This window comes from Xanthomonas sp. NCPPB 2866, assembly GCF_041475745.2.
In the GTDB taxonomy this organism is placed as follows: Bacteria; Pseudomonadota; Gammaproteobacteria; order Xanthomonadales; family Xanthomonadaceae; genus Xanthomonas; species Xanthomonas arboricola.
Window position 1 is genome coordinate 507946 of the sequence record NZ_CM192975.1, and the last position, 19358, is coordinate 527303.

Below are 19358 nucleotides of genomic sequence, written 5' to 3' on the forward strand. Positions count from 1 at the left end.
ACTGCGCGGGCTGCAGCAGCCATCGCGTGCACGGCGACGCGCAGTCGTTATCCGCACCCGGGTCGCGGTGAGGACAGCGAGTTTTCTTCCGCCAAGGATGCAGGACCCGCTTGGCGCACAGACGACGCCCACCGATATGAGGCAAGCGCCGCAGTTTGCGGTTGCCCGGTAGCGACCTTGTCCGTGCTTGCGTCAGCGCGGTGACGACTGATGCAGCGCAACTGCGTTGGCGGTGCTGGATTGCCAGCCGCCACCCAGCGCCCTGAAGGTGGCCACCGCACTGCGCGCGGCATCCGTGCGCGCCTGCACCTGCGCATCGGACGCGCGCAGCAGCTGCTCGTCGGCATTCAACACTTCGATCAGGCTGACCACGCCCTTTTCGTAGGCCAGCGCCGACGCGGTGCGCGCCTTGCCCAGTGCGTCCACGCCTTGCGCGAGCACGCTGGCTTGTTGCTCGCGTTTGACCAGTGCGGTGAATGCATTTTCGACGTCCTCGGTGGCGCGCAGGACCGCCAGGCGATATGCCGCCAGCTGCTCGGCTTCCTGGCCCTTGGCCTGGGCGATCTGCGCATTGATGCGGCCGAAGTCGAACAGCCGCCAGCGCAGGCCCAGCACGCCGGCGGACTGGCTGGCATCGCCGGTGAACAGGTTGGCGCCGGAGATCGCGGTGGCGCTGCCGAGCAGTCCACTGAGCGAGAATTTGGGGTAGTACTCGGCCATCGCCACGCCGATGCGCGCGTTCGACGCGGCCAGCCTGCGTTCGGCCGCGATCAGATCGGGGCGGCGGCGCAGCAGGTCGCCGGGCGTGCCCGTCTCGGCGATCCGCGGTGCAAGCGGAATCGGTTTGGTGGCGGCCAGTTCCGCGCGGTGCGTGCCAGGCGGCACACCCAGCATCACGTCCAGGGCGTTCATCGCCGCGACCAGGCCGCTTTCGATGCCGGGCACCGAGGCCTGCGCCTGTGCCAGCGCGCCTTGCGCCTGGTGCAGTTGCAACTCCGGCGCGAGCCCCTTGCCATGCAGCAGCGTCACCATCGACAGCAGGCCCTGCTGGGTGGCGACCTGGCGCTGCGCCACCTCCAGCCGTGCCTGCAGGCCGCGGATGCTGATGTAGATATCGGCGGTCTGCGCCGCCACCGCCAGGCGGGTGGCGGCGGCGCCGGCTTCGCTGGCCTGGTAGTCGGCCAGTGCGGCCTGGCGCCCGCGACGCAGGCCGCCGAACAGATCCAGCTCCCAGCTCGCGCCCAGGTTGGCTTCGTAGGTGCTGGCGTAGCGGTCGAAGTTGGGCGTGCTGTTGAGCACCTGGCCGAGCGGCGTCTCCAATGACTGGTAGGCGCGGGTCGCGTTGCCGCTGATGTTGCCTGAAGGCAGCAGCGCAGCAGTGGCGGCGGTCAAGCCGGCGCGGGCCTGGGTGACGCGCGCGGTGGCCTGGGCCAGGTCCAGGTTCTGCGCCAGCGCCTGGGTGACGTAGCGGCTCAGGTCCGCGTCGTCGAAGCCGGTCCACCAGGTCGAAAGCTCGGCCGGTCGCGCTGCCGGGCGCACTTCGACCGCCGCCTGGCCTGCATAACGGTCTGGCAGGGGCGCTGCGGGGCGGGTGTAGGTCGGACCGACTGCGCAGCCCGTGGCAAGGCTGGCAACGACAAGCAGGGCAACAGGACGGAACGGGGACATGGCAGACCGGGCGGGCAGGGATGAGGTGTGACTATAATACGAAATGGTCACTTTTGTATGTGAGACGCCGGGGCGCTAAGCTGGCGGCATGAGCAAGACACCCAGCTATCCGGTTTCGGGCCGCGGCCCGGCCGACCATGACGTGCGCGATCAGATCGTGATTGCGGCCACCGAGCATTTCAGCCGCTACGGCTACGAGAAGACCGCGGTTTCGGACCTGGCCAAGGCGATCGGGTTCTCCAAGGCCTATATCTACAAGTTCTTCGAATCCAAGCAGGCCATCGGCGAGATGATCTGCAGCAACTGCCTGCGCGAAATCGAGACCGAGGTGCGTGCCGCGGTCGACGAGGCGGAGCAGCCGCCGGAAAAATTACGCAGGCTTTTCAAGGTGATGATCGAGGCGAGCCTCCGGCTGTTCTTCCAGGATCGCAAGCTGTACGAGATCGCCACCTCGGCGGCCACCGAGCGCTGGCAATCGGTCCGCGCCTATGAAGTGCGCATCCAGACACTGCTGCAGGACGTGCTGCAGCAAGGCCGGCAAAGTGGCGATTTCGAGCGCAAGACGCCACTGGACGAGGCCACGCAGGCGATTTACATGGTGCTGCGCCCTTACATGAACCCGCTGCTGCTGCAGCACAGCCTGGAGCAGGCCGACGAGGTGCCGGTGCTGTTGTCGAGCCTGGTGCTGCGCAGCCTGTCGCCCTAAATTCGTTTGTGACTATTGACTGATTTAGTCACAAGTATCAGGATGCGAGCCTTCATCAGCTCGCTCCTGGATTTGCCATGCTTCGGCGCCTCGTTACCTCTGCCGCTTTCTGTGTGCTGCCGCTGGCATTGATCGCCTGCGGCAAGGCGCCCCCCTCCGATCCACGCACCGCGGACCCGTTGGTGCGGGTGGCCATCGTCGAAGACGCCGGTGCAGCGGCGCGCAGCTTCTCCGGCACGGTCGCGGCCCGGGTGCAGAGCGACCTGGGGTTCCGGGTCGCCGGCAAGGTGCAGGAGCGTCTGGTCGATGCCGGCCAGCGCGTGAAGCGTGGCCAGCCGCTGCTGCGGATCGACCCGGTCGACCTCAAGCTCGCCGCGCGGGCGCAGCAGGACGCGGTGGCGGCCGCGCAGGCGCGCGCCCAGCAGGCGGGTGAGGATGAGGCGCGCTACCGCGATCTGCGCGGCACCGGCGCCATCTCGGCTTCGGCCTACGACCAGATCAAGGCCGCCGCCGACACCGCCAGGGCGCAGCTGAGCGCGGCCCAGGCGCAGGCCGAAGTGGCCCGCAACGCCAACCGCTACACCGACCTGCTGGCCGACGCCGATGGCGTGGTGATGGAGACGCTGGTCGAACCGGGCCAGGTCGTCGCGGCCGGGCAGCCGGTGGTGCGGCTGGCGCATGCCGGCCGCCGCGAGGCGGTGATCCAGTTGCCGGAAACCTTGCGCCCGCAGGTCGGCTCGGTAGCGCAGGCCACCTTGTTCGGCAATGCCGCTGTCACCGTGCCGGCGACCTTGCGCCAGCTGTCCGAAAGCGCCGACCGGCTGACCCGCACCTTCGAGGCACGTTACGTGCTCGATGGCGCACTGGGCGATGCGCCGCTGGGCACCACCGTCAGCCTGCGCATCGCCGATGGCACGGCCGCCGGCACGCAGGCCGGGCTGCAGGTGCCGCTGGCCGCGCTGTTCGATGCCGGCAAGGGGCCGGGCGTGTGGGTGATTGCCGGCAATCCGGCCAAGGTGCGCTGGCGGCCGGTGACGGTGCTGGGCCTGGACGACGACCATGCCACGGTTGCCGGCAAGCTGGCGCGCGGTGAGCGCATCGTGGCACTGGGTGCGCACCTGTTGCGCGACGGCGAGCAGGTGCGGGTGGTCAACACGATTGCGCCTGCCGCCGGCGCCACGACCGGCGCCAAAGCCGCAGCCGCGGCAGGAGCGCAGCCGTGAGCGAAGGTGGGTTCAATCTTTCCGCGCTGGCGGTGCGCGAGCGCTCGATCACGCTGTTCCTGATCGTCCTGATTTCGCTGGCTGGCCTGGTCGCCTTCCTCAAGCTTGGCCGTGCCGAAGACCCGGCCTTCACCGTCAAGGTCATGACCATCGTGACCGCCTGGCCCGGCGCCACGCCGCAGGAAATGCAGGACCAGGTCGCCGAGAAACTCGAAAAGCGCCTGCAGGAACTGCGCTGGTACGACCGCAGCGAAACCTATACGCGTCCCGGCCTGGCGTTCACGACCTTGACCTTGCTGGACAGCACACCACCCAGCCAGGTGCAGGAGCAGTTCTATCAGGCGCGCAAGAAGGTGGGCGACGAAGTCGGCAACCTGCCGGCCGGCGTGATCGGGCCGATGGTCAACGACGAATATGCCGACGTCACCTTCGCGCTGTTCGCGCTCAAGGCCAAGGGCGAGCCGCAACGTTTGCTTGCGCGCGATGCGGAAAGCCTGCGCCAGCGCATGTTGCACGTGCCGGGCGTCAAGAAGGTCAACATCATCGGCGAACAGCCCGAGCGCATCTTTGTCGAGTTCTCGCACGAGCGCCTGGCCACGCTGGGCGTCGGTCCGCAGGAGGTGTTTGCCGCGCTCAATGCGCAGAACGCCTTGAATGCGGCAGGTTCGGTGGAGACGCGCGGGCCGCAGGTGTTCATTCGCCTGGACGGCGCGCTCGACAGCCTGCAGAAGATCCGCGACACCCCGCTGGTGGTGCAGGGCCGCACCCTGAAACTGTCGGATATCGCCACGGTCAAACGCGGCTACGAAGATCCGTCCACCTTCATGATCCGCAGTGGCGGCGAGCCCGCGTTGCTGCTGGGCATCATCATGCGCGATGGCTGGAACGGGCTGGATCTGGGCAAGTCGCTGGACAGCGAAGTCGGCGCAATCAATGCCGAGCTGCCGCTGGGCATGACCCTGAGCAAGGTCACCGACCAGGCGGTCAACATCGACGCGTCGGTGGGCGAGTTCATGACCAAGTTCTTCGTCGCACTGCTGGTGGTGATGCTGGTGTGCTTCGTCAGCATGGGCTGGCGCGTGGGTATCGTGGTGGCGGCCGCGGTGCCGCTGACGCTGGCGGCGGTGTTCGTGGTGATGCTGGCCACCGGCAAGAACTTCGACCGCATCACGCTGGGGTCGTTGATCCTGGCGCTGGGATTGCTGGTGGACGACGCCATCATCGCGATCGAGATGATGGTGGTGAAGATGGAGGAAGGCTACAGCCGCGTCGCCGCATCGGCCTATGCGTGGAGCCATACCGCCGCGCCGATGCTGTCCGGCACGCTGGTGACCGCGGTCGGCTTCATGCCGAACGGCTTTGCCGCCTCCACTGCCGGCGAATACACCAGCAACATGTTCTGGATCGTGGGGATTGCGCTGATCGTCTCGTGGGTGGTGGCGGTGGTGTTTACGCCCTACCTGGGCGTCAAGATGCTGCCGGATCTGAAGAAGATCGAAGGCGGCCACGCCGCGATGTACGACACGCCGCGCTACAACCGCTTCCGCAATGCGCTGGCACGCGTCATCGCGCGCAAGTGGTTGGTGGCCGGCTCGGTGGTGGGCCTGTTCGTGCTTGCGATCCTGGGCATGGGCATCGTCAAGAAGCAGTTCTTCCCGATCTCCGATCGCCCTGAAGTGCTGGTCGAAGTGCAACTGCCGTACGGCAGCTCGATCACCCAGACCAGCGCGGCCACGGCCAAGCTGGAAGCCTGGCTGGCCAAACAGGACGAAGCGAAGATTGTCACCGCGTATATCGGCCAGGGCGCGCCGCGTTTCTTCCTGGCGATGGGTCCGGAGTTGCCGGATCCGTCGTTCGCCAAGATCGTGGTGCGTACCGACAACCAGCACGAGCGCGACGCATTGAAGCTGCGCATGCGCAAGGCGGTTGCCGAAGGCTTGGCCTCCGAAGCGCGCGTACGCGTGACCCAACTCACCTTCGGCCCGTACTCGCAGTTCCCGGTGGCCTACCGGGTCAGCGGGGCGGACCCGCAGGTGGTGCGTGGCATCGCCGCGCAGGTCAGGCAGGTGATGCAGGACAGCCCGATGCTGCGCACCGTCAACACCGACTGGGGCACGCGCACGCCCACGTTGCATTTCACCCTGGACCAGGACCGCCTGCAGGCGGTGGGGCTGACCTCGGCCGCGGTGGCGCAGCAACTGCAGTTCCTGCTCAGCGGCGTGCCGGTCACGTTGGTGCGCGAGGATATCCGCAGCGTGCAGGTGATGGCGCGTTCGGCTGGCGATACGCGCTTCGATCCGGCACGCATCGCCGACTTCACCCTGGCCGGTGCCAACGGCCAGCGCGTGCCGCTGTCGCAGGTGGGCAAGGTGGATGTGCGGATGGAAGAGCCGATCATGCGCCGCCGTGATCGGGTGCCGACGATCACCGTGGGCGGCGATGTCGACGACCAACTGCAGCCGCCGGATGTCTCGGCGGCGATCACCAGGCAGCTGCAGCCGATCATCGACACATTGCCCAGCGGTTACCAGATCAAGGAGGCCGGTTCGATCGAGGAATCCGGCAAGGCAACCACCGCGATGCTGCCGCTGTTCCCGATCATGCTGGCGGCCACCTTGCTGATCATCATCCTGCAGGTGCGTTCGATCTCGGCGATGGTGATGGTGTTTCTGACCAGCCCGCTCGGCCTGATCGGCGTGGTGCCGACCCTGATCCTGTTCCAGCAACCGTTCGGTATCAATGCGCTGGTGGGCCTGATCGCGTTGTCGGGCATTTTGATGCGCAACACGCTGATCCTGATCGGGCAGATCCATCACAACGAGGCCGAAGGGCTGGACCCGTTCCATGCGCTGGTGGAAGCCACCGTGCAGCGTGCGCGGCCGGTGATCCTGACCGCGCTGGCGGCGATCCTGGCGTTCATCCCGCTCACGCATTCGGTGTTCTGGGGCACGCTGGCCTATACGCTGATCGGCGGCACCCTGGCCGGCACGATCCTGACGCTGGTGTTCCTGCCGGCGATGTATTCGATCTGGTTCAAGATCCGGCCCGATTCCGGTAGCACCCGGGCAGCGACGCAGCACGCCTGATGCCGCTCGGCCGTGGCGGCCAAGCCGCCATTATCGAAGGCGGCGGCGCGCGGTCGTTCACCCGCGTGGGCCGCGGCCGCGGCCTGCGAGGAACCGGTAGCCGGCCGGCAGGCCGGCGTGCGGGAACCGTGGCGCCGCGCAGGGCACAGACGACAGTGCGTCTTTGCCTTGCGGTTTGCCTGGTGAGGCGGAGACTCAGACCTGGTCGGTCGGAAGCACGAAGACTTCGGCGATGTTGACGTTGGACGGTGCCTGCGCCGCGAACAGGATGGTGTCGGCACTATCCATCGGGTCCAGCATGCGAACCGTGCCGGCATAACCGGCCATCATGGCCTGATATTCCGCGCTGGTGGTCTGTGCCGGAAGCTCGGTTGCGACGATGCCCGGTTGAAGGCTGGTGACGCGGATGTTGTGCTTCTTGCCGACTTCCATCCGCAGGCCTTCGATGAACGCGGTCACTGTAAACTTGCTTGCCGAGGACACCGCAAGTCCCTGGCCAAACACCTTGCGCCCGGCGATCGAGGAAGTATTGAAGACGTGGCCGGACTGTTGCTTGATCATCTGCGGCAGCACCGCTGCGGCCACGTTGGGCACGCCTTTCACATCGACATCGTCAGCCAGGTGGCAGGCCGAGGTGTGCGACACGCCATCGTCGTGCATAAGGCGGCGGCCTGCCCGCCTGTGCCAGCCTGCATCGACGGGCCGCCCGTCGCGCCGTAGCGGCGGCGTGTATCCATGCTGGCGCAGGGCGCGCGTGGCGTTCTCCACGCCGAGGCAGGCAAACGCTTGCGCCCATGCCGCCGGCCACCGAATCCCCGGCCATTCACCCAGAATGGCCGTGTGGCCTCACAATAGGCGGCCAGCTCCCAACCGATGTCGCCATGCGCAAGACCTACCAGCTCAACCTCGAAGGCAAGAACCGCGACCGTCTGCTGGAATCCAGCAAGCACGATATCCGCAAGTACATCCGCCGCGAGCGTCGCAAGGACTTGCCGGAAGGAGCGGATTATTGGGATTTCGACATGCGCTTCGGGGTGGACGAGGCCAGTGCTGCGCCGCTGCCGCCGGCCGAGCTGATCCGCTCGATCAATGCGCTCACCAGCGAAGGTGGCGGGCAGTTCTTCGTGGAAATCCTGCGCAAGCCCGGCAAGCGGACTGCGCGTGCCGATGGCGACAGCGCCGCGGGTGGCGAGCTGGATTTCGAGCAGGACTGAGTCTTCGCGTGGCGTCCGCCTTGGCGTGACGCCAGCGCGTCAGGTGTCACCCACCGCCTTCAGTCGGGCTTGCCTGCCTGCGTCGCCGCTGCCGCGCGTTGCTTGTCCTTCTTGCTCGGCCGCCTGCCCTTGATGCCGCCGTTGTCGTCCGCAGCGCGCGTGCCGGTATTCGGCATCTGTGTTGCAGGCGCCGCGGTCGCCGGGCTCGGCTCGAACCCGGCGACCACGCTGGTCGGTACGCGCAGGCCCTGGCGTTTTTCGATCAAACGCCATTGCGGCTGGCTCTCTGCCGTGATGAAGCTGATCGCAAGACCGCTGGCGCCGGCGCGTGCGGTGCGGCCGATGCGGTGGGTGTAATCCACCGTCGAGCGCGGCAGGTCGTAATTGATCACGGCCGGCAGCGCGTCGATATCGATGCCACGCCCGGCCAGGTCGGTGGCCACCAGCACCTGCAGCTCGCGCTGTTTGAAGGCGTGCAAGGTACGCTCGCGCCGGCCCTGACTCAACTCGCCGTGCAGCGGCTGCGCGTTGATGCCGGTCTTGCCGAGTTTTTCGGCGACTTTTTCGGCGGTGTGCCGGCTGGCGACGAACACCAGCACATGCGACCAGCAGTGTTCCTGCAGCAGGTGGCGCAGCAGCTGCGTGCGCTGGCCGGCATCGACGGCGATCGCGCGTTGTTCGATCGCAGGTGCAGCCTCCGGGGTGGCGGCAACGGTGATGCGCAGCGGGTCGCGCAGGCGGCGCTTGGCCAGCGAGGCGATGCCGGGCGGAAACGTGGCCGAAAACAGCACGCTCTGGCGCTGCGTCGGCAGCAAGGCCAGGATGCGATCGAGCTCGGCGCCGAAGCCCAGCTCGAGCAGACGGTCGGCTTCATCCAGCACGAGTGTGGCGACCTCGCTCAGGCGCAGCGCGTTGTGGTCGACCAGATCCAGCAGCCGCCCGGGCGTGGCGACCACGATATCGGCACCACCACGCAGGGCGAGTAGCTGCGGATTGATCGAACTGCCGCCGGTGGCCGCCACGATCTTGAGCCGCCGCGGCAGATGCGCGGCCAGTTGGCGCAAGGTGTCTTCCACCTGCGCGGCGAGTTCGCGCGTGGGCACCAGCACCAGCGCACCGAGCACGCGCGGCGCTGTGTCGGGCGCCAGGCAACGTTGCTGCAGCAGCGGCAGCGCATAGGCCAGCGTCTTGCCCGAGCCGGTCTGCGCCATCGCGATCAGATCGCGCCCCTGCAGCATCGGCGCAATGGCCTGCTGCTGGATCGGCGTGGGCGTGTGGTGACCGGCGCGTGCCAGTGCAGTATCGAAGAATGGCTGCAGCTGTGGCGACAGCGAGAGATGGGCAAATGACATGGGCCGATTATCCAGGCATTTGCGCTGCAATGGTCGGTGGGACGTCATGCAGGGTTGCCGCTGGGCAATGCATCGATGGGCGGGCAGGGCGCTGCAACCAGAGCGCAGCGCCGCCGCGCGGCAGCGCGTCTCTCCATATCGTCCAAGTCCATCGCGGCACAACGCGTAACGCAGTCAAGACTTCGACCCCATGGATTCTTAGGCGCGATCAGATGCTTAAGTCAAAGCCTGGTGCATCGAATGCGCGGTGCCCTCACCGCTTGCGGGACACGCCGTGAATCCATCCGTGGAGGCTCCTTGGCGGCATTCATGCCGCCAAGGGTCCCGCAAGCGGCGAGGGCACCGCACCAGAAAGTTAGTCGGTGGTCGAATGAAAGCTGCTTGCTCGACATGCATCGACCACTGAGCCATTGAACCCACCCATCGTTCTCCAACGATGCACATCGCGCACCGCTCTTGACCGTGCACACAGACCATCGCGACTGGTCCTTGCCCACCCACCGTCGCGGGACCTTACGCGGCATGGATGCCGCGTAAGAGCCTACAGGGACGTACTTGCGGCGTGTCCTGCTATGGTGCGCGGGCAAGGGCCCTGCAGCCAAACCCGGGGTTTGCAACTGATCGGATGCGCCGCAATCCAGACGCCGCGTCATGCCTGCTTGTAACCGCGCACACCGACCATCTCGACTGGTCCTTGCCCGCTCACCGTCGCGGGACCTTACGCGGCATGGATGCCGCGTAAGAGCCTACAAGGACGTACTTGCGGCGTGTCCTGCGATGGTGGGCGGGCAAGGGCCCCGCAGCCAAACCTGGCATTGGCAACTGATCGGATGCGCAGTAATCCACACGCCGCATCACGCACTGCTCTTAACCATGCACACCGACCATCTAGACTGGTCCTTGCGCGCCCACCGTTGCGGGACCTTACGCGGCATGGATGCCGCGTAAGAGCCTATAAGGACGTACTTGCGGCGTGTCCCGCGATGGTGGGCGGGCAGCGCCTCGCAGCCAGGATCAGCCGCTCTACCTGCAATCCGTGCCTCAGTTGGCCAGCGCCAGATCGTCCAGCAGTGCGCGCAGGAAGCGCGCGGCTTCGCCGCCGGTGGCTGCGCGGTGGTCGAAGGTCAGCGACAGCGGCATCACCTTGTGGGTTTCCACCCCGCCCATCACCGGAGTGAGTTGGTAGCGTGCGCGGCCGGCGGCGACGATGGCCACGCATGGCGGCACTACTACCGGGGTGGCGTAGCGGCCGGCGAACATGCCGAAGTTGGACAGCGAGATGGTGTAGCCGCTCAGTTCCGACGCGGCGATGCTGCGGTTTTCCACCTGCTGGCGCAGCCGGTTGACGCTCTCGCGGATGCCGTGCGCGTCGAGCATGTCGGCATTGCGTAGCGCGGGCACGAACAGGCCTTCTTCGGTATCCACCGCAATGCCGATATCCACCTGGGTGTGCAGGGTGCGGCTGAGCGCCTCGCCGTCGAACCAGGCATTGAGCGCCGGCACCGACTGGCACGCCCGCACGATGCCGCGCACCAGCCGCACGGTGACATCGTTGCCGGGCTGCCAAGCGTGGATGTCGGCATCGTCGTTGAGCGTGGTCGGCACCACCTTGCTGTGCGCATCGGCCATGACCCGCGCCATGTTGCGACGCACGCCCTTGAGCTGCTCCGGCTGGCCTTTGGCGACCACGCTGGGTGATTGCGTGCGCATGGGTTTGCCGTTCGCAGACAGCGCTGCACGTTGTTGCGCATCGCGCGCTGCAGTGTTTGCGGCCTGCGTGTTCGCAGCGGCATGTTGCGCGGCTGCATTCGCGCTGTTGCCATTGATCGGCGTCACCGACGCACTCGCACGCGGCGCAGACAGCGGCGCGCTGCCGGCCGCGGCGGCCTGCTTCACATCGGCCATGGTCACCGTGCCATCCGGGCCGCTCGCACGGATCTGCGCCAGGTCCACGCGCAGCTTGCGCGCCAGCGCGCGCACGGCCGGCATCGCGCGCACGCCGCCCACGGCAATCGCCTGTTCGCTCTGCACCGCGTTGGAGCTCTGCATCGCGCCGACCACGGTACCGGCGTCGTCACGCTCGCTCCCGCCACTGGAATCGGCGTCGGCAATCTCGCCGCCGTTGTCGGAGGTGACCACGCGCGCGGTCGGGCCGGCCGCGCTGTCGCCGGTGCTGGGCGTGTGCGTGGGTGCGGGGCCATGCGAGTGCCCTGTGTCCTGACCATCGGCGCGCTGCGGCTGCGAGGCGTCCAGCGCGAACTGCGCCAGCATCGCACCGGTGACGATGATGTCGCCGGCGGCACCGGCGAGCTTGGTCACGGTGCCGGAAAACGGCGAGGGCACCTCGACCACCGCCTTGGCGGTCTCCATCGAGACCAGCGGGTCGTCCAGGCGCACGCTGTCGCCCTCCTTGACGAACCACTCGACGATGGTGGCGTCTGGCAGGCCTTCGCCCAGGTCGGGCAGGTGGAAATTCTTGGCTTCGCTCATGGCAGGTTCTCTTGCGCCGCAGGCAGCGGCGGCGTGGTGTCGTCGAGGAGTTCGAGGTCGGCGGCCGGCAGCCAGCCCTGCATGCCATCGGCACGCTCGGACCACCACCAACCACCATGTTCGTAATGCAGCAGCACGTCCTCGCCCTGGTGGGCATCGAGTTCGCGTGCGTCGTAGTCGCGCAGGGCTTCGGCCTGGCCGTCGCCCAGCGGGCGCAGCCAGGCCACCGGGGCCCAGCCGGCATGGCCGTCGCCGGTGTTGACCCAGGCGAAGGCCGGCCATTCCTCATCGCGCACGCCGATGGTCACCTGCTGGCCAGCACGGAAGCGGATCGGGTTGGCGTACGCGGCACGGTAATCGCAGAGCAGACGGGCGCGCATGTCAGCCGGCGGCCACCGCGCGACGGGCGGCGGTGACGATGCGCTCCACGCTCGGCAGGTACTTCATTTCCAGCCGGAACAGCGGGATATGGGTGTCGTAGCCGGTGACGCGTTCGACCGGTGCGAGCAGGTCGTACATCGATTTTTCCGCCAGCTGCGCGGCGATCTCCGCACCGAAGCCGGCGGTGCGCGGGGCTTCCTGCACGATCACGCAGCGGCCGGTCTTGGCCACCGATTCGGCAATGCTGTCGAAGTCCAGCGGGCGCAGCGTGGCCACGTCGATGACCTCGGCGCTGATGCCTTCGCCGGCGAGCTTGTCGGCCGCTTCCAGCGCTTCCTTGACCTGCGCGCCCCAGGTGACCAGGGTGACGTCGGTGCCGTCGCGCAGCACGAAGCACACGTCCAGCGGCAGCGCTTCGCCGTCGTTGGCGACCACTTCCTTGTACTGGCGGTAGATGCGCTTGGGCTCCATGTAGATCACCGGATCCGGGTCGCGGATCGCGGCCAGCAACAGGCCATAGGCGCGCTGTGGCGAGGACGGCAACACCACGCGCAGGCCGGGCACGTTGGTGAAGATGGCCTCGTTGGCTTCGCTGTGATGTTCCGGCGCGCGGATGCCGCCGCCCCACGGCACGCGCAGCACCATCGGGCAATGCAGGCGGCCGCGGGTGCGGTTGCGCAGGCGTGCGGCGTGGCAGATCAGGTGATCGACCATGGGATACACGAAGCCGTCGAACTGCGCTTCGGCCACCGGCTTCATGCCCTGCGCGGCCAGGCCGACGCTCAGGCCGGCGATGGTGGTTTCATCCAGCGGCGTGTCCAGCACCCGCTCGCTGCCGAAGCGCTGCTGCAGGCCGGCGGTGGCGCGGAACACGCCGCCGTTGACGCCGACATCCTCGCCCAGCACCAGCACCGCAGGGTCGTGTTCCAGCTCCCAGGCCAGCGCCTGGGTGATGGCTTCGATCAGGGTGATGGGCGAACTCATGGCGATCTCTCCGCGCGTGGCTGCGGCGTTGTAAGGGGCACTGGCCTGCTGCTGTGTCGCAGCCAGGTGCGACTGGTTGAGCTCATCCATGACGGGCCTCCTGCGCCATCACCTCGGCGCGTTGGGCCAGCAACTCGGCCGGCGGGTCGCCGTAGAGGTAATCGAACATCGCTTCCACCGGCTGTACCGGCGTGTTGAGGTAGGCGTTGACCTCTTCGTCCACGCGCGCGCCGCATTCGGCCTTCCAGGCGGTTTCCTGCGCCTCGTCCCACAGGCCCTGCGCGGTGAGATAACGGCGCAGCCGCAGCAGCGGCTCGCGCGCCCAGCCCTGCTTGACCTCTTCTTCGCCGCGGTAGCGCCGCGCATCGTCGGCGGTGGTGTGATCGGACAGGCGGTAGGTCAGGAATTCGATCACCGTGCCGCCGTCGCCGGCCAGTGCACGCGCACGCGCCTGGCGCATCGCCTCGAGCACCGCGATCAGGTCGTTGCCGTCCACCTGCAGGCAATGCAGGCCGCCGGCCAGGCCCTTCTGCGCCAGCGTCTGCGCGCCGGTCTGCGCCGAGCGCGGCACCGAGATCGCCCAGCCGTTGTTGATCACGCACAGGATCAGCGGCAGCTTGTAGGCACCGGCCGAATTGAGCGCGGCGTAGAAGTCGGTCTTGGAGCTGCCGCCATCGCCGCAGCAGGCCACAGCGACCTGCGGCTTGCCCTGCAGCTTGAACGACAGCGCCGAACCGGCCGCGTGCAGGCACTGGGTGGAGATCGGCACGCAGATCGGGAAGTCGATCGCCGCGTCGGCATCGCGCGGATAGTCGCTGCCGCGTTCATCGCCGCCCCAGTACAGCAGCACGTCGCGCGGACGCACGCCGCGTTCGAACATGGTGCCGTACTCGCGATAGCTGGGCGCGAACACATCGCCGCTGCGCATCGATGCGCCGATGCCCACATGGGTGGCTTCGTGGCCGAGGCAGGCCGCATAGGTGCCCAACTTGCCGGTGCGCTGCAGCGCAACCGACTTGCTGTCGAAGGTGCGCACGAACAGCATGCGCTTGAACAGCGCGAGCAACTGTTGCGGGTTGGCGGCGTCGGCCGGCAGGTCGTCGCGGACGATCTGGCCGTCCGCATCCATGTATTGCAGATATTCGATCTCGAACTGCGCGGCTACGCTCATTGCGGCGACACCTTCACCAAGAAGTTTCAAATGATATGAGTTGCGATGTTAAGGACCACGCAGCAAAAAGCTGTCCTGCACCGCAGCACACAATGATGCTGGCTTGCACAAAAAAAAGGGCGCGGACCAGGCCGCGCCCTTTGTCGCAGTACAGAACTGCGACGTGTTGCACTGCGATCAGCGGCGGCCGGTGCCTCCACCGATCGGGGTGACGATCAGCGCCGTGTTGTCGGCCGGGTTGGCATCGGGCGAGGTCGAGCTGGCGCTGGCCTGCACCCGCACCGCGCGTTCGGCCGGGATCGGCTTTGCCGCGACGGTCAGCTGGAACACGGCCTGCGCGCCCGGCTGCACTGCGGCGGCGGTGCTGCAGACAAACACTGCGTTGCGCAACGACGGCAGTTGCTTGGTGCAACGCCAGCCGCTGGGCGGCACCAGCAGCGACAGCGCCGACACCGTGTTGCCTTCGATCCGCACGCTGGCACCGGTGGCCGCTGCGTTGCCGCGGTTGTCCAGCAACACCCGGTAGGTGGCATTGAAGGCGGTGGTGGGCAGCGTGGCGGGGCCTTCCAGGCGCGTTGCCAGATCACTGCGCAGCGCTGGCTGCACACTGACGGCGGCGGTGTCGGTGTTGTTGTCCGGCTGCGGGTCGGGCGTTTGCGAGGCGACCGAGGCGGCCAGGGTCAGCGTGCGTCCTGCCAGTTCCGCGCCAGCGTCGACCTGCACGGCAAAGCGCTGTGCATTGCCGGATGCCAGCGAGGCGATGGTGCAGGTGACCACTGTCTGGGTCGCGGTTTCCGGCGCCTGACAGCTCCAGCCCGGTGCCGCGGTGACCCGTGGGCTGACCGCGGCATCGAAGGCCAGTGCCACTGCGGCAAACGCCGCGCTGTCGGGCCCACGGTTCTCCACCTCCACACTGAAGTCGATCCGCTCGTCTTCGGTGACCTGTGCGCGTGCCGCAGTGACCGTTGCGCCCAGGTCGGCACGCAACGCGGGCGCCATGCGCAGCAGCACCACGGTGGGGTCGTGGTCGGACAGGCGCGTGGGCGTATTGGCATCGTTGCGCGCGGTGCCGGGGAAGTCGGCATTGATGCGTGCGTGGCCCACCGACAGCGAGGCGATGCCGGGTGCGCGCATCAGCGCCTCGTTGGCCAGGATGTGATCCAGCGACTGCACGTTGCCGTCGAAGGCGTACGAGTAGCTCTGGTCGGGCGTGTTGAACCAGGTCAGGTCGGTGTAGTCCGGGTTGACCAGGTCCGCGCCATCGCCGCTCACCACGGTCTGCGCATCCGGCGCCGGCCTGCCGGTGACGGTGCCCATCGCATCCACATAGCCGTCGTTGAACTCGAAGGCGTTGAAGTCGCCCATCACCAGCACCTGTTCGGCCGGGTCGAGCTGCTGGCGCGTCTGCAGCAGGCGCGCCAGGTACTCGGCCTGGGCCTGGCGTTTGGCGCGGATGCGGGTGCCTGCGGCATCGTCGGTCTCGGCGCCGTTGAGCGAGCGTTGATGCACCACGATGGCGGTCAGCGGCAGCACGCGGCCATCGGCCTGATGCACCCTGGCGCTGAGCACCAGCGGCGGGCGATCGTTGAGCAGGCTCACGCCACCGCCCGGTTCGGTCCAGGTGGTGGTCTTGCCCTCCTGGGCGATGGACACAACTTCCACGCGCGGCATGCCGGCCGACACCGCACCGGTCTTGACCAGGAAACCGACGTCGATGCCGCCGACGTCATTGCCTTCCTGCAGGTAGGCCACGTACTGCGGGTTGGGCTGGCCGGAGGCGATGGCATCGGCGTTGATGCGCGCAGCCAGGGTCTGCAGCACGCTGATGTTTTCCACCTCCACCGTGCCCAGGATGTCGGGCGTGTGCAGGTAGTTGCGGATCGCCAGCGAGGCCTTGTTGAGGCGGGCCTGGAACGCGGCCGGGGTGAGCACCGGTTCGCCGATCGCCGGGTCGTTCTGGTCGTCGAAGAAGCGCTCCATGTTGTAGGTGGCCACGGCCACGTCGTCGGCCTGCGGTACCGGTGCCGGGCGCGGTTGGTCGGCACCGTTGCAGTTCACCTGCGGGGTGCGTTCCGGATACAGCGTGTAGCGGCGGAAGCTGTAATCCAGCGGGCCGGTGACATCCAGCACGACGCAGCCGGAGGCCAGATCCAGCCGTTCGGCGCCCACGCCGGCACTGCCGACGGCGATCACTTCCGGGTTGGTGTTCCAGCGCGGCACGCCGGCAGGCGAGCCAGCCGGCAGCGGGTCGGGCAACTGCACGCCGGGCTCGCGAAAGGCGCGCGGCAGGCCGGTGACCACTGCATGGAACACGCCATTGCTGGTGGCAGTGGCGTTGGTCTCGTTGACGCTGCCGCCGGTGGGGGCATTGACGGTGAGGCTGGCGGCGGTGACACGCATGCCTTCCAGCGCTTCGAGCTGATCAAAGGCGCCGTTCGGGTTGGGGAAGTTCGCGCTCAACGCCACCGGCATCGGCAACGGGTTGCCGGTGGAATCGGACAGCACGGTCAGGCTGCCGCCGATCTCGGTCAGCGGCGGCTGGGTCGGGTCGGCGGTGGGCACGTACTCGAGCACCGTGCCCTGCACGCGCACCCGGTTGCCGATGGCGGCGGCATCCGGCGGTGCGCTGCCGGTGTAGACGTAGACGCCTTCGGAGGTGGCCGGATCGCCATCGGTTTCGGCATCCGGTGCCTGCAGGAAGAAGCCGGCGCTGCGACGGGCAGTGACGATGCCCGAGGTGGCGACCACCTGGCCTTCCAGCGGCGAGCGTGCGCCCTTGCCCTGGATGGCGTGGATCGGCAGCAGGCTGAAGTCGTCGTTGAGGATGGTGCCGGTGGCACTCAGCGTGGCCGGCAACGCGCCGGTGAGGCCGCTGATCTGCAGCGCGAAGGTCTCGTCGGGCTCGGGCGTGGTGTCGCCCAGCACCTCCACGGTGATGCTGGCGCTGCGCTCGCCGGCGGCGATGCGGACGCTGGAGGCGGGCAGGGCGACATAGTCGCTGCCGGCCGTGGCCGTGCCATCGGCGGTGGCGGCGGTGAAGCTCACCCCGCCTGCGCCGGCCGGCTGGCTCAGGCTCAGCGTGAACACGAAACTGCGGCTGCCGCTGTTGCCTTCGGCCTGGCTGACGTCGGCCAGCGTGGCGATCGGCTGGCCGCCGCCGCTGCACAGCCGTGCGGGGCTGGCGGCGTTGCGCGGCGCCGGCGCGCCGGTGGCGAAATCGGCCGCGTTGTTGTCGGTGTCGGTGCAGCCATCGCCGCCGCGCAGCACTGCCAGCGTATTGCTGGGCGCCGGCGTGGGCGCATTGCCTTCGGCGCAGCTGGCGGTGCTGCCATAGCCGACCAGGTCGGCATTGCCGGTGGGGCAGGCGCCGCTCAACGCGGAGGCGCTGTTGCTCAGCGCCACCTTGCCGGCGCCGCCGCCCATGGCGATGGTGCCGGTGGCGTCGGGCGTGGGCAGCGCGACGCTGCCGCCGCTGCCATCGGCCTGCTTGACCAGGTAATAGCCGCCGGCCGGAACGCTGCCTGCCAACGGCGTGACCTGCCAGCTGCTGCCGGCGGCCGAGGCGTATTGCACCGACCAGCCGTCCAGGCTGACCGTGGTGCTGCCGATGTTGTGCAGCTCGACGAAATCGCTGCGGAAGGTGGCACCGCTGTTGCCGCCACCGCCGTAGACCTGGCTGATGACGACCTGGGCATTGGCGTGGCCGGCAACCGCCAGCGCACAGAGAAGTAAGGCTGCACGACGCTGCAACACATGCATGAGATGAGAGTCCCCTGATCCATGAGACGTGAAGCGCTCCCCTGGTCCGGCCACGTCCCTGGCCGGCAGCGCCGTTCGATTCTGCATGAATTTGCAGACCTTGGTTGACGATACGGTGACATCGGCGCAGCGGCTGCGACTGCCCTGTCGAAAGCGGCAGGATTTTTCAGGTGTGAAGTACCGGTCGCGTACGCCACGGCATCGTCAGGCTGCCAAGTAGGCAGGCCACCCAGGCAAACCGGACGCTTCTACGGCAGCGCGCTGCCGCGACATGCATCAAGGCCGCGCGCTGCAACTCCTGCCTCCCGAATCCCGAATCCCCAATCCCGAATCCCCAATCCCCAATCCCCAATCCCCGCCACTGAGCTACCCTGACCGGCCCGATCCACCTGCACTGCCATGCCCGTCGACAAGAACCTGCGTGACCTGGAACCCGGCATCCACACCGATCTGGAGGGGCGGCTGACCTACGGCGGCTATCTGCTGCTGGACCAGTTGCTGTCGGCGCAGCAGCCCCTGTCCGAGCCGGCGCACCACGACGAGATGCTGTTCATCATCCAGCACCAGACCTCCGAGCTGTGGCTGAAGCTGCTGGCGCACGAGCTGCGCGCGGCGATGGTGCACCTGCAGAACGACCAAGTCTGGCAGTGCCGCAAGGTGCTGGCGCGCAGCAAGCAGGTGCTGCGCCAGCTCACCGAACAGTGGTCCGTACTGGAAACGCTGACGCCGAGCGAGTACATGGGATTCCGCGACGTGCTGGGCCCCTCGTCCGGCTTCCAGTCGCTGCAATACCGCTATATCGAGTTCCTGCTCGGCAACAAGAACCCGCAGATGCTGCAGGTGTTCGCGTACGACCCGCAGGGGCAGGCGCGGCTGCGCGAGGTGCTGGAAGCGCCCAGCCTGTACGAGGAGTTCCTGCGCTACCTGGCGCGCTTCGGGCATGCGATTCCGCCGCAATACCAGGCGCGCGACTGGACCTGCGCGCATGTGGCCGACGACAGCCTGCGTCCGGTGTTCGAGCGCATCTACGAAAACACCGACCGCTACTGGCGCGAGTACTCGCTGTGTGAGGACCTGGTCGATGTGGAAACCCAGTTCCAGCTCTGGCGCTTCCGCCATATGCGCACGGTGATGCGGGTGATCGGCTTCAAGCGCGGCACCGGCGGGTCCAGCGGCGTGGGCTTTCTGCAGCAGGCGCTGGCGCTGACGTTCTTCCCGGAGCTGTTCGACGTGCGCACCTCGGTGGGCGTGGAAGGTCGTGAGCCGGCGGGTGGTGGCCGCGGTGAGCCTGAAAAGGGCTGAGCGGGTCGCTACGGGCGTCATC

General features: G+C 67.7%; 13 protein-coding genes. 5 read left to right on the top strand and 8 right to left on the bottom strand.

The annotated features are described in order from the left end of the window. Positions 1-192 precede the first annotated feature (192 nt). Positions 193-1668 carry an efflux transporter outer membrane subunit gene (locus ACCQ04_RS02180; RefSeq protein WP_226426954.1) on the bottom strand — a complete coding sequence of 492 codons (1476 nt, stop codon included), beginning with the start codon at positions 1666-1668 and terminating at the stop codon, positions 193-195. Positions 1669-1756: 88 nt separating this feature from the next. Between ACCQ04_RS02180 and ACCQ04_RS02185 the strand changes: the two genes are divergently transcribed. The 3 genes from ACCQ04_RS02185 to ACCQ04_RS02195 all read left to right on the top strand — a co-directional run bounded on the left by ACCQ04_RS02185 (position 1757) and on the right by ACCQ04_RS02195 (position 6683). Beyond that, complete coding sequence (locus tag ACCQ04_RS02185; RefSeq protein WP_016901656.1) at positions 1757-2374, top strand: TetR/AcrR family transcriptional regulator; 618 nt, start codon at positions 1757-1759, stop codon at positions 2372-2374. Between the two features lie 77 nt (positions 2375-2451). Further along, positions 2452-3597 carry an efflux RND transporter periplasmic adaptor subunit gene (locus tag ACCQ04_RS02190; protein ID WP_226426953.1) on the top strand — a complete coding sequence of 382 codons (1146 nt, stop codon included), beginning with the start codon at positions 2452-2454 and terminating at the stop codon, positions 3595-3597. Further along, a complete protein-coding gene (locus tag ACCQ04_RS02195) occupies positions 3594-6683 on the top strand; it encodes an efflux RND transporter permease subunit (RefSeq protein ID WP_226426952.1) in 3090 nt (1029 codons plus the stop codon). The genes ACCQ04_RS02190 and ACCQ04_RS02195 overlap by 4 nt, the downstream gene beginning before the upstream one ends. Positions 6684-6878: 195 nt before the next feature. Here ACCQ04_RS02195 and ACCQ04_RS02200 read toward each other — a convergent pair whose 3' ends face one another. Then, on the bottom strand, positions 6879-7328 hold the full coding sequence (locus ACCQ04_RS02200; RefSeq protein WP_372358641.1) for an SDR family oxidoreductase: 450 nt from the start codon (positions 7326-7328) through the stop codon (positions 6879-6881). 236 nt (positions 7329-7564) lie between these two features. Between ACCQ04_RS02200 and ACCQ04_RS02205 the strand changes: the two genes are divergently transcribed. After that, positions 7565-7897, top strand: coding sequence for a DUF6172 family protein (locus tag ACCQ04_RS02205; RefSeq protein ID WP_211914661.1), 333 nt, complete (start codon positions 7565-7567; stop codon positions 7895-7897). 59 nt (positions 7898-7956) lie between these two features. Here ACCQ04_RS02205 and ACCQ04_RS02210 read toward each other — a convergent pair whose 3' ends face one another. From ACCQ04_RS02210 to ACCQ04_RS02235, 6 genes are all read right to left on the bottom strand, one after another. Further along, the gene (locus ACCQ04_RS02210; protein WP_226426950.1) at positions 7957-9249 is read right to left on the bottom strand and encodes a DEAD/DEAH box helicase; all 1293 of its coding nucleotides are present in this window, start codon (positions 9247-9249) and stop codon (positions 7957-7959) included. Positions 9250-10290: 1041 nt separating this feature from the next. After that, entirely contained in the window at positions 10291-11739 is a 1449-nt protein-coding gene (locus ACCQ04_RS02215; RefSeq protein WP_226426949.1) for a dihydrolipoamide acetyltransferase family protein, read from the bottom strand. Then, entirely contained in the window at positions 11736-12119 is a 384-nt protein-coding gene (locus ACCQ04_RS02220; protein WP_016901649.1) for an SH3 domain-containing protein, read from the bottom strand. Before ACCQ04_RS02220 ends, ACCQ04_RS02215 begins: the two co-directional genes overlap by 4 nt. A 1-nt stretch (position 12120) precedes the next feature. Next, a complete protein-coding gene (locus tag ACCQ04_RS02225; protein WP_065033026.1) occupies positions 12121-13194 on the bottom strand; it encodes an alpha-ketoacid dehydrogenase subunit beta in 1074 nt (357 codons plus the stop codon). Beyond that, positions 13187-14275: a pyruvate dehydrogenase (acetyl-transferring) E1 component subunit alpha gene (gene pdhA / locus ACCQ04_RS02230; RefSeq protein WP_016901647.1), complete on the bottom strand. Its 1089-nt coding sequence runs from the start codon at positions 14273-14275 to the stop codon at positions 13187-13189. The genes ACCQ04_RS02225 and pdhA overlap by 8 nt, the downstream gene beginning before the upstream one ends. A 177-nt stretch (positions 14276-14452) precedes the next feature. Then, positions 14453-18034: a lamin tail domain-containing protein gene (locus ACCQ04_RS02235; RefSeq protein ID WP_372358642.1), complete on the bottom strand. Its 3582-nt coding sequence runs from the start codon at positions 18032-18034 to the stop codon at positions 14453-14455. Between the two features lie 399 nt (positions 18035-18433). Between ACCQ04_RS02235 and ACCQ04_RS02240 the strand changes: the two genes are divergently transcribed. Next, positions 18434-19336, top strand: a complete 903-nt coding sequence (locus ACCQ04_RS02240; protein ID WP_226426947.1) for a tryptophan 2,3-dioxygenase — start codon at positions 18434-18436, stop codon at positions 19334-19336. Positions 19337-19358 lie beyond the last annotated feature (22 nt).